Here is a 13,196-nt window from a genome sequence, read left to right as displayed (position 1 = left end):
CACAGGACCGCCGGACGGCGCCACGGCGGCGGGCGCCGGGACGCGTGGTGCGGGGGGTCCCGCGCCCGCCGGGACCGTCACCCGTCCGGCTTACAGTGGCTCCGTCATGAACCCACCCCACGAAAACGCTCCGCCGGCGCTCCACGTTTCCGCGGGGACCCCGGCATGAGCAGCGTGCAGCAGTCCCTCCCCGGCACCGCCGCCCTGCCGCGTTCCACGCCCGGCACGGTCGGACGGGAGCTGGAACGGATGCTCGCCGGCCTCAACGGCCCGCAGCGCGACGCCGTCGTCCACGAGGGCGGCCCGCTGCTCATCGTCGCCGGCGCCGGGTCGGGCAAGACGCGGGTGCTCACGCACCGGATCGCCTACCTGCTGGGTGCCCGCGGGGTCCAGCCGGGCGAGATCCTGGCGATCACCTTCACCAACAAGGCCGCCGGCGAGATGAAGGACCGGGTGGCCGCGCTGGTCGGGCCACGAGCGCGGTCGATGTGGGTGTCGACCTTCCACTCGATGTGCGTGCGCATCCTGCGGGCCGAGGCCGCCAAGCTCGGCATGAAGTCGTCGTTCACGATCTACGACCAGGGCGACTCGATCCGGCTGATGACGATGGTGGCCCGGGACCTGGACCTCGACGCCAAGCGCTATCCCGGGCGCAGCCTGTCCAACCAGGTCTCCAACCTGAAGAACGAGCTGGTCGACGAGGAGTCGTTCAGCCCGCAGACGGCTCCGGAGAAGGTGCTCAAGGAGGCGTACACCCTCTACCAGCGCCGGCTGCGCGAGGCGCACGCCATGGACTTCGACGACCTGATCATGACGACGGTCCACCTGCTGCAGGCCTTCCCCGACGTGGCCGAGCACTACCGCCGCCGGTTCCGGCACGTGCTGGTCGACGAGTACCAGGACACCAACCACGCCCAGTACATGCTGGTGCGGGAGCTGACCGGCACGGGCGAGGGGCCGGTGCCGCAGGCGGAGCTGTGCGTCGTCGGTGACGCCGACCAGTCGATCTACGCCTTCCGCGGCGCCACGATCCGCAACATCGACGAGTTCGAGCGCGACTACCCGCAGGCGACGACGATCCTGCTGGAGCAGAACTACCGCTCCACCCAGCGGATCCTCAAGGCCGCGAACACCGTCATCGCCAAGAACACCGGGCGGCGCCCCAAGAACCTGTGGACCGACTCCGGCGACGGCGAGCTGATCGAGGGCTACGTCGCCGACAACGAGCACGACGAGGCCGCCTGGGTCGCCGAGCAGATCGACGCGCTGGTCGACGAGGGCAAGGCGAGACCTGCGGACATCGCGGTCTTCTACCGGACGAACAACGCCTCCCGTGTGTTCGAGGAGGTCTTCATCCGGGTCGGCATGCCCTACAAGGTCGTCGGCGGCGTGCGGTTCTACGAGCGCAAGGAGGTCCGCGACGCGCTGGCCTACCTGAAGCTGGTGGCGAACCCGGCCGACGTGGTCAGCCTGCGCCGGATCATCAACGTCCCCAAGCGTGGCATCGGCGACAAGGCCGAGTCCTGCATCGAGTCCTTCGCCGACCGCGAGCGGATCGCGTTCGGCTCGGCCCTGCGCCGCTGCGCCGAGGTGCCCGACCTCGCCACCCGCTCGCTCAAGGCGCTGCAGGAGTTCGTCGCGCTGCTGGAGGAGTTCGAGCAGCTGGTGGAGACGGGCTCGGGGCCGGCCGCGCTGCTGGAGAGCATCCTCGACCGCACCGGCTACCTGGCCGAGCTGCAGGCGAGCACCGACCCGCAGGACGAGGGTCGCGTCGACAACCTCAACGAGCTCATCTCGGTGGCCGCGGAGTTCGAGGCGGCCAACCCCGACGGGACGGTCACCGACTTCCTGGAGCAGGTGTCACTGGTGGCCGACGCCGACCAGATCCCGGTCACCGGTGACGACGCCGGCGTGGTCACGATGATGACGCTGCACACCGCCAAGGGCCTGGAGTTCCCGGTCGTCTTCGTGACCGGCATGGAGGACGGCGTCTTCCCCCACCTGCGTGCGCTCGGCGACCCGCGCGAGCTGGAGGAGGAGCGCCGGCTGGCCTACGTCGGCATCACCCGTGCCCGCCAGCGGCTGTTCATCTCGCGGGCCACGGTGCGCACCAGCTGGGGGCAGCCGGCATACAACCCGCCGTCGCGGTTCCTGGACGAGATCCCGGGCGAGACCATCCACTGGGAGCGGCTCGACCCCACCCCGGCGCCGTCGACCGGTTACCGGTCGGCGCAGACCCGGGTGGCGGCCACGGGCCTGTCCACCGGCGGTCTGCGCGGCGGCGTCGGCAACCGCCAGGTGATCTCGGTGGAGGTCGGCGACCGGGTGAGCCACGACGCCTTCGGGCTCGGCACCGTGGTGGAGGTGACCGGCGTGGGCGACAAGGCCCAGGCCACGGTCGACTTCGGCTCCGGCGGCACCAAGCGCCTCGTCCTCCGCTACGCCCCTCTCGTCAAGCTCTGAGCCGCGTGTCCCGCGACCAGCGGATGACCGTCGTGGCGGTCGTCGACGTCCCTCCCGAGGCGGTGGGCGCGTTCCAGCGCTACGAGAACCAGGTGCTGCCGCTGCTCGACCGGCACGGAGGGCGGCTCGAGCGCCGGCTCCGGAGCCCGGACGGGAGCACGGAGGTGCACGTCCTGTCGTTCCCCACGGACGCCGACTACCGGCGATACCTGGCCGACCCCGATCGCTCGGCCCACCGCTCACTGCTCAGCGACGTGCCCGTGACCCTGCGCGTGGTGGAGTCGCTGACCGACGTCTGACCGGCCGAAGCGGATCAGACCTCCACGCCGCGCTCGGCGAGGTACTTGGCCGGGTCGATCGGGCGCCCGTCCATGCCGCCGCGGTGGAGCTCGTAGTGCAGGTGGGGGCCGGTGGACTGGCCCTCGTTGCCGACCTTGGCGATCTGGTCGCCGGCGGTGACGAGGTCGCCCTCGGAGACGCTGTAGTAGCGCATGTGCCCGTAGATGTGCACGTTGCCGTCGGGGTCCTGGATGTAGACGGCGTTGCCGTAGCCGGACGCCCGCCCAGCGCGGATGACGACGCCGTCGGTGGCCGCCAGGATCGGCGTGCCCAGGGGCGCCGCCAGGTCCAGGCCGTAGTGCATGCTGCCCCAGCGCATGCAGAAGCAGGTGGTGAGCGTGCCGCGCACCGGCAGGGCCGTCTTCGGCTGACGGGCGGCGCGGGAGGCGGCCAGCTCGCCGAGCCGGGCCTGCGCCTCCGCCTCGGTGATGCCGCGGCGGGCGTCGGCGTCCTCGAGGCCACCGCTGAAGCTGACCTCGGTGCTCTCGCCGAGCCCGTAGTCGGCTGCCGACGCGGACACCGCGGGGGTGCGGTCACCGAACATGCCGGGCACCCCGGCGACGAGGGCGCCGGCCACCAGCGCGGCGAACCACATCGGGGCACGACGGCCCGGCGGGTGGGGGAGCCGGCGGCCGCCGATCAGCCGGGTGAGCAGCGTGGGCTTCTCCGGGGTGGGCTCGGAGCCCGTGTCCTCGGCGGCGGCGGCGGCGGCGGCGCGACGGGCCGCGAGCGCCTCCACGACGGCGGGAGCCTGCGCGTCCGCGGCGGTCGCCGGTCGCTCCAGCACCTGTGCACTGCTGTGAGACACGGCGGACCTCTCGGATTGCACGGTGCGAGCGCCCGAGGGCGTTCGTCGGGGGAGCGACGACGGCGTGGACGCCGGGGAGGCGTCCGCCGGAATTACCCGGCGCCGTGATCGAACCGTAACGATCTGTCAGGACGCGGCCAAGCACCGCACTCTGCGTGTCGTGATGTACCCGAATCGTGAAGACGACGAGTCGACAGGGCGCGCTGGAGCGCCGAGAGCTCAGGCGACCGCGGCGATGTGGCGGCGACCGGCGTCCTGCTGCCCGGCCCCGGCGAGCGTCGTCGCGACCTCGTCCAGGACGCCCCGGTGGATGGGCAGCGACATGTGCCCGACGCCGCGGACGAGCACGTTGCGGGCGCCGAGGTCCGGGTGGTCGCAGCGGCCGGACCGGGTGGGCAGGACCACCTGGTCCAGGTCGCTGTAGACGGCGGTGAGGCGGGTGCGGCAGCCCGGCGCGGGCTCCTCGAGCTCGCGCAGGACCGGCGACCCGGGGCGGAGCTGGCGCACCAGCGGGGTGGGCAGGACGTGCGCCAGGACCGAGCCCTGGTGCGGGGTGCCCAGGGTGATCAGCGAGTCGACGCGCTCGTCGCCGCCCTGCCGCTGCACGTGGTACCGGGCGATCAGACCGCCGAGGCTGTGCCCCACCACGTGCACCCGGTCGTGGCCGGTCTGCTCGCAGATCCGCTCGATCTGCTGCCCGAGGGCGGTGGCGGCGAGGGTGATGTCGGTGAGGAGCGGGCTGTAGTTCCACGAGCAGACGGAGGTGAACCCCCGCTTGCGCAGGCTGCGGCGCGTGAGGGCGAACACCGACCGGTTGTCGACCAGGCCGTGCACGAGCAGCACGGGGACCCTCGCCGCCAGCGGGTCGGCGGCGAACAGCGCCCGGACGGCGGCCGGCTGGTTCCCGGTGCGCCGGCGCGGATCGGGTCGCAGGGCCTCCATGCGGGTGCCCAGCGGGTACATCAGGACGTGCGCGCCGACCCAGGCGAGCTCGGTCAGGCCGCCGGTCAGCGTCGTCGGCGAACACAGTGCCCGCAGGCCACGTGGCGCGACCTCGGCGTCGGCGCCGGTGTGCCACCCTGGAGGAGGGCTCACCTCGCTCGATGGCTGCATGGCCGTTCTCCCCGTCTGGAGCCGTCCGGCGGAACCTCGGGTTCGGGTCGTCCGCCGGTGCGTCGCTCCCGTGTGTGCTCCGTTCACGCGACGGTAAAGCCGCGGTGTGCCGAGCGTCACACGATCGTCATCGCCGGGCGTCGATCGAGGCCTGTTCGTGACCAAGCCGCCGAAGGGGGAACCGTGCCCGACCGCGACGCCCGCACCGGAACCGAGCGCACCCGACCTGCCGCCCGTCGCGCCGGGAGGCGCACGACCGCCCCCTCGGTGGCGGTGAGCGGCGACCGGCTGATCGTCGGCACGGTGCCGCCCGTCGTCCCCGTCGTCGGCGTCCTGCTGGTGCTCGCGGGCATCGCGGGGCTGGCCGCGGCGTTCCCGACCTACCTGGTCGTCGACGGGACGGTCCTGCGCCAGGTGCACGGCCCCGGGAGCGCGCTCCTGGCGCTCCTCGTGCCGGCCGTCCAGGTCGCCGTCGGCGCGACGCTGGTCCGCCGCGCCGTCCCCAAGTTCGGTCTCGCCTACGCCTCGATCGCCGGCACGCTCGCCGTCGGCGAGCTGCTGATCGAGATCTACCGGGGCAGCAGCTCCACCTCCCGGCCGGGTGTGGAGGTCCTCGCCGGCGAGCGGGTGCTCACCCGCGGGATCGAGGTCGGCGCCGGGTGGGTGCTCGGCGTCGTCGCGCTGTCACTCACCGTCCTCGCGGGCGCCGTGGCCCTGGCCGCCTGGGGGCGGACGGTCATGGAGGACCGTGGCGCGCTCGACCCGCTGCGCGCCGTGCTGGCCGGGGCCGCCGTGCTGCTCGGCGTCGCCGCCGTGCTGTGCCTGACCCTGCCGGCCGCCGACGTGCCGGACGAGCTCCGCACCGACCCGGCCACCGGTCTGCGGACCGTGGTCACCCGCGAGGGGGCGCAGGCCCTGCTCGAGCGCCCGGGCCTGGCCCTGCTCGGTGGCCTGCTGCTGGCCGGGGCACTGCTGCTGTGCTCGGTCGTGGCCCCCTCGCTGCGGCCGCGGCTCGCCGCCGTCGGCGGGTTGCTGGCGATCACCGTGACCGTCCTGGTCGCCGGTCTGGAGGGGCTGCGCGACGCGTCGCACTCCGCGGAGCTGGAGTGGACCGTGCCCGGCGTCGGCCTGGTCGTCGTGGGGGTGGCGTTCGCGGTCCTCACCGGCGTCGCCTGGCGCGCCCGCCGGTCTGCCTGACGGCCCCGCTGCAGGGACCCGCCGCGAGCGTGCGAGTGGTGGGGGGCAGTGGGTCCTCTTACTAAGCTCGCCCCCGTGGACGAACGCATCCGGGTGGTCATCGCCAAGCCGGGCCTCGACGGGCACGACCGCGGCGCCAAGGTCGTCGCGCGGGCGCTGCGCGACGCCGGCATGGAGGTCGTCTACACCGGCCTCCACCAGACGCCCGAGCAGATCGTGGAGACCGTCGTCCAGGAGGACGCCGACGCGGTGGGCCTCTCGGTCCTCTCCGGGGCGCACATGACGCTGTTCGCCCGGCTCGTCGAGCTGCTGCGCGAGCGCGGCATCGACGACGTCGTCGTCTTCGGCGGCGGCATCATCCCGGAGGAGGACGTGCCCGAGCTGCAGCGCCTCGGCGTCGCCGGGGTGTTCACCCCCGGCGCCACCACCACCGACATCGTGGAGTGGGTGCGCACCCACGTCGGTGCGCCGGCCGGCGCCTGAGCTCACCGCACCACGGGGACCGTCAGGCTCTGCCGTGCGCCCGCCCCGGTCGTGAGGGTCACCGGCTGCGGCGCGGTCGATCCCCGGTAGGCGAGGTCCCCGCCGGCCAGGACGACGGCCAGCCGGTGCCCCGTGTCGAACCGGTGGACGATGCCGGGCAGCTCGATGGTCACCGGCCTGGTCACGTCGGTGATCCGCACCGGCGAGATCAGCCGGTTGGGCAGCTCGACGGCCCTGCCGTCGGGAGCGACGTCGTAGACCTTCGCGTAGGCGACCAGCTGGCCGGCCGGCCCTGTCAGCTGCGTCGCCGGGACGGTCGGGGAGCCCAGCTGCACCGTCAGCCGGGGGGAGCCGACGACGTCCATGGCGTGCGGCAGCGGCGCGGTGGAGAACCGGACGGCCGTGCCCGGGGGATCGGTGACCGGCCCGCTCTGGTCCAGCGCCGAGGTCTCGGTGTAGTTCGGCCCGATCGGCGCCACGCTCGTCCAGCTGCTGGTGCCCCGGGCGACCTGGGCCGGCGAGCCGACCAGCGCCCCGCCGCCGGGCCCGGTGCTGGACAGGTGGAAGGTCTGCTCGTCGCCGACCGGGTAGGAGCGTGCCACCGCGTAGGCCTCGGCGATGTCGCCGGTGGCCCGGAAGACCCAGTCCCGGTAGTACGCGAAACCCTGGGGCGGCTTCGGGCCGCGGTCGCGCACGTAGTGGTCGAACCAGGCGAGCGCCGCCCTGCCCTGCAGCGACCGGGCCGGGTGGCGTTCGTCCAGCTCGCCCGGCTGCGGTGCGGAGCTGCTGTGCCCCCACGACTGCCACACCAGCGAGACCGGCGTCCCCTGCCGCCGGAGGGCCGTGTAGGTGGCCACCGACTCCTGGAGGTTGAAGAGGGTGTCGGCCTGGCCCTGCCCGAGCAGCGTGGGCACCCGGACGTCGGCCATGTAGCTGGCCACCGAGTTCGACCGCAGGTAGTCGATCGAGACCTGGCTGGGGTGGCCGACCGTGGCCACCTCGGCCAGCGCGGTGCAGACCTGCGGCTCGAAGTTCGCGCAGTTCTGGGCCTTCGAGGCCTGCAGGAAGAACTCGGTGAACCGGGCGGGATCGGCGAGCGCCTGGAGGTCCTGCACGCCGTCGGCGGCGCCGAGGGCGGTGAACAGGGCCGCCCACTGGTACTTGAAGACCCCCGTGCCCGAGGCGCTCACCGACCCGCTGCGGGCGGTGCCCCCGGGCAGGCTGCTGTTCTCGGGGGCGAGGGAGTACGCGAGGTCGTTCCAGGTGATCTGCGGGACGATCGCGTCCAGCCGGTCGGTGCCGGCGGCCCGCTCGAAGCCCGCCGTCGCGAACTGGATCTGCCCGCCGTACGAGCCGCCGATCATGCCGACCGCCGGGTCGTGGGGGACCTTCGTACGGGCGTCCTCCCGGGCGACCTGGTCGATCAGCACCGGCTTCCCGGTCGCGTCGTCGACGGCCCGGATCGACGGGTCGCCGCCCAGGAAGCGCAGCAGCTGGCTCGCCGCGGCGCCGTCGTGCTCGACGTCGTCCAGGGTGATCGGGCACTGGTCGCCGTCGACGAAGCCCAGCCCGGTGTAGGCCAGCGTCACGTACCCGTGCTCACCGAACCCCTGCGCGAAGTCCGCCTGGTCGGCCTTGGTGCCGCCGAAGCCGTTGGTGGTCAGCAGCGCCGGCGCCGGCCGCTTCTTCGTGGCGCCCGCCGGCACGTACAGGTCGGCGTCGATCCGGCACGTCCGCTGCTCCGGCCCGAGCCCGGTGACGGTGATCGTCAGGTCCCGCGGCGTGATCCCGCCGGTGGCGGACGCCTGCGGCGCGAGGGCGACCACGCCTCCGGCGACCACGACGGAGGACAGCAGGGCGGTCGCGGTTCGGCGCACGGGGGCTCCTCGGTGGGGGACACGCGGTGGGCCAGCCCTTTCGTGCTCTGAACGAGTGAGACATCGTGTGATGCACGGCACGGCTGACCCACAGACGTAACGCCCGGGGCAGCGCTGTGGTTACGGGCGGGCTACGGTGCCTGATCGTGGATCTCTTCGAGTACCAGGCCCGTGACCTGTTGGCCTCGCACGGTGTCCCCGTGCTCCCCGGCGGCGTCGCCGACACGCCCGACCAGGCGGAGGCGATCGCCCGCGAGATCGGGCAGACCGTCGTCGTCAAGGCGCAGGTGAAGGTCGGCGGCCGCGGCAAGGCCGGCGGCGTGAAGCTCGCCGACAACCCCGAGGACGCCAGGGCGCGCACCCAGGACATCCTCGGGCTGGACATCAAGGGCCACATCACGCAGCGCGTGATGGTGGCCCAGGCCAGCGACATCGCCGAGGAGTACTACTTCTCCTACCTCCTCGACCGCTCCAACCGCACCTTCCTGGCCATGGCCTCGAAGGAGGGCGGCATGGAGATCGAGCAGCTCGCCGTCGAGCGGCCCGAGGCCCTCGCCCGCATCCCGATCGACGCCAGCAAGGGCGTCGACTCGGCCAAGGCCGCCGAGATCGTCGACGCCGCGAACTTCCCGGCCGAGGTGCGTGACCAGGTCATCGCCATCGCCGTCCAGCTGTGGGACGTCTTCGCCAAGGAGGACGCCACGCTGGTCGAGGTCAACCCGCTGGCCAAGGCCCCGGACGGCACGGTCCTGGCCCTCGACGCCAAGGTGACCCTCGACGAGAACGCCGGCTTCCGGCACCCCGAGCACGCCGCGCTGGAGGACGCCGCCGCCGCCGACCCGCTGGAGGCGCGCGCCAAGGAGAAGGACCTCAACTACGTCAAGCTCGAGGGCGAGGTCGGGATCATCGGCAACGGTGCCGGCCTGGTCATGAGCACCCTCGACGTCGTCGCCTACGCCGGTGAGGAGTTCGGCGGCGTCAAGCCGGCCAACTTCCTCGACATCGGCGGTGGCGCCTCCGCCGAGGTCATGGCGAACGGTCTGGAGATCATCCTCTCCGACCCCGCCGTGAAGAGCGTCTTCGTCAACGTCTTCGGCGGCATCACCTCCTGCGACGCGGTCGCCAACGGCATCGTCTCCGCCCTGGAGATCCTCGGCGACGAGGCGACCAAGCCCCTCGTCGTCCGCCTCGACGGCAACAACGTCGAGGAGGGCCGGCGGATCCTCGCCGAGGCCAACCACTCCCTGGTGACCGTGGTCGACACGATGGACGGCGCCGCGCGCCGGGCCGCCGAACTCGCCGCCTGATCGCCGCCCTTACTCAGGACAGGACACCAGAATGTCGATCTTCCTCAACGAGAACAGCAAGGTCATCGTCCAGGGCATGACCGGCTCCGAGGGCAGCAAGCACACTGCGCGCATGCTCGCCTCGGGCACCGCGATCGTCGGTGGCGTCAACCCGCGCAAGGCCGGCACGTCCGTCGACTTCGACGGCACCAGCGTGCCGGTGTTCGGCAGCGTCGCCGACGCCATGAAGGAGACCGGCGCGGACGTCAGCGTCATCTTCGTGCCGCCGCCGTTCGCGAAGGCCGCGGTCATCGAGGCCGTCGACGCCCAGATCGGGCTCGCCGTCGTCATCACCGAGGGCATCCCGGTGCACGACTCGACCTACTTCTGGGCGCACGCCCAGGGTGGCGCGACGCGCATCATCGGCCCGAACTGCCCCGGCCTGATCAGCCCCGGGCGCAGCAACGCGGGCATCATCCCGGCCAACATCACCAAGCAGGGCAAGATCGGTCTGGTGTCGAAGTCGGGCACGCTGACCTACCAGATGATGTACGAGCTGCGCGACATCGGTTTCTCCACCGCGATCGGCATCGGTGGCGACCCGGTCATCGGCACCACGCACATCGACGCCCTCCAGGCCTTCCAGGACGACCCGGAGACCGAGGCCATCGTGATGATCGGTGAGATCGGTGGCGACGCCGAGGAGCGGGCCGCCGACTTCATCAAGGCCAACGTGACCAAGCCGGTCGTCGGCTACGTCGCCGGCTTCACCGCGCCCGAGGGCAAGACGATGGGCCACGCCGGTGCCATCGTGTCCGGCTCGGCCGGCACCGCGCAGGCCAAGAAGGAGGCCCTCGAGGCCGCCGGCGTGCGCGTGGGCAAGACCCCGTCGGAGACCGCGAAGCTCATGCGGGAGATCGTCGGCGCCTGACCAGGCCCCTGCCGCTGCCCGGTGACCGCGTCCGCGGTCGCCGGGCAGCGCTGTCTCCGGCCCGCCCCACCACCCGTGGGCGCGTCGTTTGCGGCCGCCCACCCGGGACGGCCACGATCATGGAGCACCCGTCCCCTCCGGAGGAGATCCCGTGACCGCCAGTCAGCCCCCGCACCCACCCGAGGGTGGCCAGCCGCCCCACGGGCAGGGCGCACCCGGTGGCCAGGACGGCCCGGGAACGCCCGGCTCCACGAGCCAGGACCAGGGGCAGCCGCCGCAGTACGGGCAGCAGCCGCAGCACGGGCAGCCGCAGTACGGCCAGCCGCAGTACGGCCAGCCGCAGTACGGCCAGCCGGCCTACGGGCAGCAGCCGTACGCACCACCCGGCTACGGGCAGCAGCCGTACGCCCAGCCCGGCTACGGACAGCCGCAGTACGGGCAGCCGCAGTACGGGCAGCCGCAGTATCCGCAGCCCGGCTACGGGCAGCCGTCCTACGGCCAGCCCGGTTCCGGGCAGCCGTACGGGCAGCCGGGCTACCCGCCGGGGTACGGGCAGCAGCCCTACGGCCAGCCGGGCTACCCGCCGCAGTACGGGCAACCGCCCTTCGGTGCGGCGCCGGGCCCCTACGGCCGTCCGTCCGGGCCCGGCGCAGAGTTCTCCGTCGATCTCGGCCGGCTGCGCCCGCTGGACTACGTGTTCGGGGGCGGGACGCTGCTCTTCCTGCTGCTGGGCTTCCTGCCGTGGTGGCGGTTCGGTGACGACACCTTCGGGGTCAGCTTCAGCGGGTTCGACGACGGCATGGTGGTGTCGGCCGCCGTGCTGTTCGTGCTCGCCGCCATCTGGGCGCTGCTGCCCGGTTTCGTGAAGGCGACGGTCACCTTCACCAGGTCGTCGCTGACCGTCGGACTGGCCGCGCTCGGCCTGATCCTCACGCTGTTCGCCTGGCTGGACACGCTGCAGTACGACTTCTCGTTCTGGGCCCTGCTCGGCTTCCTGACGGCGCTGGGCCTCACCGTCGTCGCCGTCCTGACCCTCCGCCGGGAGATGCGGGAGCGCCCGGCCAGGCCGGCCGGCGTCCCCGGGCCGCCCTCCTGGGGCGGTCGGCCGGGCGCCGGTCAGCCCTACCCCTACCCGCACGCCTACCCGGCTCCGCAGCAGACTCCGCAGTACCCACCGGCCGGCCAGCAGGCGCAGCAGTACGGGGCAGCCGCTGGCTCGCAGTGGCAGCAGGCCGGCGACCCCGGCCCGGGCCGGCCGGAGCACGGTGGACCCCAGCCGGGGCGGCAGCCGCCGGCAGGTGGCGCCACGGCCTCCGGGGCTGCGGAGAGTGAGAGGCCGCGCACGGAGGACTGAAGTCGTCGGACGGGTCGGGGAGCTCCCGGCGAGTGCGCCACGCATCGCAGGGAGCTGCTTGCGAGAGTGGAGGGGTGGCCGCCCTGCTCGCACGACTGCCCTTCCGGCGGGCCGACGGGGAGTCCCACGGCTCGGTCCCGCCCGGACTCCTCGCTGTAGCCGCCGCGGTGGCCGTCACGGTCGTCGGGATGCTCGGCCTCGGGCTCGCGGTCGTCGTCGTCCAGACCCTCGACCCCGACGGTGGCATGTCCACCGGTGCCTCGGCCGTCCTCGCCGCGCGCCTGTGGGTGCTCGCCCAGGGCGGGCAGCTCGCGCTCGTCTCCGGGCCGCTGGTCCTGGCCCCGCTGCTGCTGACCGCCCTCCTGGCCTGGGGTCTGTCCTGGGCGGGGCGGGTGTCGGTGCGGGCGCTCGACGACGACGCCGACGGGCGGAACGTGCTGCGGGCGGCGGGGCTCGTCGTCGTCGCGCACGTGCTGCTGAGCGCGCTGGTCGCGGTGGTCGCCGGGGGCGAGGGCGCGGGGATCGGCTGGACCCGGGCCCTGCTCGGACCGCTCGTGCTGGCCGTGCTCGCCGTCGGCTGGGGCGCCGGACGCGACTCCGGGCTCGTCGACGCCGCCCTCGACCGCCTCCCCGGGGTGGTCCGGCCGGTGCTCCGCGGCCTGCTGGCCGGGCTGTTCGCCGCGCTCGCGCTGGGCGCCGGGGTGGTCGCGATCGCCCTGGCCAGCGACGCCGGGGGGTACGCCGCGGTCTCGGGCTCGCTCGGGGGCGCCGGCGCCGGCGCGGTCGGCCTGCTCGGTCTCGGCGCGCTGCTCCTGCCCAACGCCGTCGTCGCGGTCCTGGGGCTGGCGGCCGGCCCCGGCTTCTACGTCGGGAGCGGCACGCTCGTGTCGGTGCACGGGGTGACCCTCGGGTCGGTGCCTGCCCTGCCCCTGCTCGCCGCCCTCCCGGACACCCAGGCGGTGCCGCTGGTCGCGTTCGCCTCCCAGGTGATCCCCGCCGTGGCCGGTCTGGTGGCGGGGATGACGGTCGGCCGCTGGTTCTCCGGCGCCGACGGCGGATCGGTCATCGCCGGTCTCGCCGGGCTGCTCACCGGGTCGCTGCTGGGCGTGGCCGTCGGCGTGCTGGCCTGGGCGGGGGGCGGCAGCCTCGGCGACGGCGCGCTGGCCATGGTGGGGGCGCCGCCGGTCGCCACCGGTATCGCCGTCGCCGCGCAGGCCGGGATCACCGCCGCGCTCGCCGCCGCTGTGTCGCGGTGGCGGGCCCTGGGCTGAAGGGACCCCTGGCCCCCACCGCTCGCAGGTTCGCGGCGGGCCCCGGCGCGGGGGCCGGCGGGCCGGGACCTCTA

Annotated in this window: 11 protein-coding genes; 8 read left to right on the top strand and 3 right to left on the bottom strand. The window is 73.6% G+C overall.

Going from position 1 to position 13,196, the window contains the following annotated elements; genetic code table 11:
• Positions 1-165 precede the first annotated feature (165 nt).
• Positions 166-2,463 (top strand): DNA helicase PcrA, encoded by a 2,298-nt coding sequence (gene pcrA, locus GCU60_RS10415; protein WP_163204898.1) that lies wholly within the window; start codon positions 166-168, stop codon positions 2,461-2,463.
• Positions 2,464-2,468: 5 nt separating this feature from the next.
• Positions 2,469-2,762 carry a hypothetical protein gene (locus GCU60_RS10410; protein WP_345770525.1) on the top strand — a complete coding sequence of 98 codons (294 nt, stop codon included), beginning with the start codon at positions 2,469-2,471 and terminating at the stop codon, positions 2,760-2,762.
• A 14-nt stretch (positions 2,763-2,776) separates the two neighbouring features.
• Here GCU60_RS10410 and GCU60_RS10405 read toward each other — a convergent pair whose 3' ends face one another.
• Together GCU60_RS10405 and GCU60_RS10400 are read right to left on the bottom strand one after the other, a co-directional pair.
• The gene (locus tag GCU60_RS10405; protein ID WP_345770524.1) at positions 2,777-3,610 is read right to left on the bottom strand and encodes a M23 family metallopeptidase; all 834 of its coding nucleotides are present in this window, start codon (positions 3,608-3,610) and stop codon (positions 2,777-2,779) included.
• Positions 3,611-3,829: 219 nt separating this feature from the next.
• Positions 3,830-4,723, bottom strand: coding sequence for an esterase/lipase family protein (locus GCU60_RS10400; protein WP_163204896.1), 894 nt, complete (start codon positions 4,721-4,723; stop codon positions 3,830-3,832).
• A gap of 183 nt (positions 4,724-4,906) precedes the next feature.
• Between GCU60_RS10400 and GCU60_RS10395 the strand changes: the two genes are divergently transcribed.
• Both GCU60_RS10395 and GCU60_RS10390 read left to right on the top strand, forming a co-directional pair.
• Positions 4,907-5,920, top strand: coding sequence for a hypothetical protein (locus GCU60_RS10395; RefSeq protein ID WP_345770523.1), 1,014 nt, complete (start codon positions 4,907-4,909; stop codon positions 5,918-5,920).
• Positions 5,921-5,995: 75 nt separating this feature from the next.
• Positions 5,996-6,403: a cobalamin-dependent protein gene (locus GCU60_RS10390; RefSeq protein WP_163204894.1), complete on the top strand. Its 408-nt coding sequence runs from the start codon at positions 5,996-5,998 to the stop codon at positions 6,401-6,403.
• A gap of 2 nt (positions 6,404-6,405) precedes the next feature.
• On the opposite strand, the gene GCU60_RS10385 is transcribed toward GCU60_RS10390, so the two are convergent.
• Entirely contained in the window at positions 6,406-8,280 is a 1,875-nt protein-coding gene (locus GCU60_RS10385) for a CocE/NonD family hydrolase (RefSeq protein WP_163204892.1), read from the bottom strand.
• A gap of 146 nt (positions 8,281-8,426) precedes the next feature.
• Between GCU60_RS10385 and sucC the strand changes: the two genes are divergently transcribed.
• The 4 genes from sucC (at position 8,427) to GCU60_RS10365 (ending at position 13,122) form a co-directional block, all read left to right on the top strand.
• Positions 8,427-9,587 carry an ADP-forming succinate--CoA ligase subunit beta gene (gene sucC, locus GCU60_RS10380; RefSeq protein ID WP_163204890.1) on the top strand — a complete coding sequence of 387 codons (1,161 nt, stop codon included), beginning with the start codon at positions 8,427-8,429 and terminating at the stop codon, positions 9,585-9,587.
• 31 nt (positions 9,588-9,618) lie between these two features.
• Positions 9,619-10,497: a succinate--CoA ligase subunit alpha gene (gene sucD, locus GCU60_RS10375; protein WP_163204888.1), complete on the top strand. Its 879-nt coding sequence runs from the start codon at positions 9,619-9,621 to the stop codon at positions 10,495-10,497.
• A gap of 151 nt (positions 10,498-10,648) precedes the next feature.
• A complete protein-coding gene (locus GCU60_RS19865) occupies positions 10,649-11,851 on the top strand; it encodes a hypothetical protein (RefSeq protein ID WP_204261802.1) in 1,203 nt (400 codons plus the stop codon).
• Between the two features lie 74 nt (positions 11,852-11,925).
• The gene (locus GCU60_RS10365; RefSeq protein WP_163204886.1) at positions 11,926-13,122 is read left to right on the top strand and encodes a cell division protein PerM; all 1,197 of its coding nucleotides are present in this window, start codon (positions 11,926-11,928) and stop codon (positions 13,120-13,122) included.
• Positions 13,123-13,196 lie beyond the last annotated feature (74 nt).

The organism is Blastococcus saxobsidens (assembly GCF_010682065.1).
GTDB classification, from domain to species: domain Bacteria; phylum Actinomycetota; class Actinomycetes; order Mycobacteriales; family Geodermatophilaceae; genus Blastococcus; species Blastococcus saxobsidens_B.
Note: the sequence above shows the minus strand (reverse complement) of the source record. Positions and strands in the feature narration are given on the sequence as shown.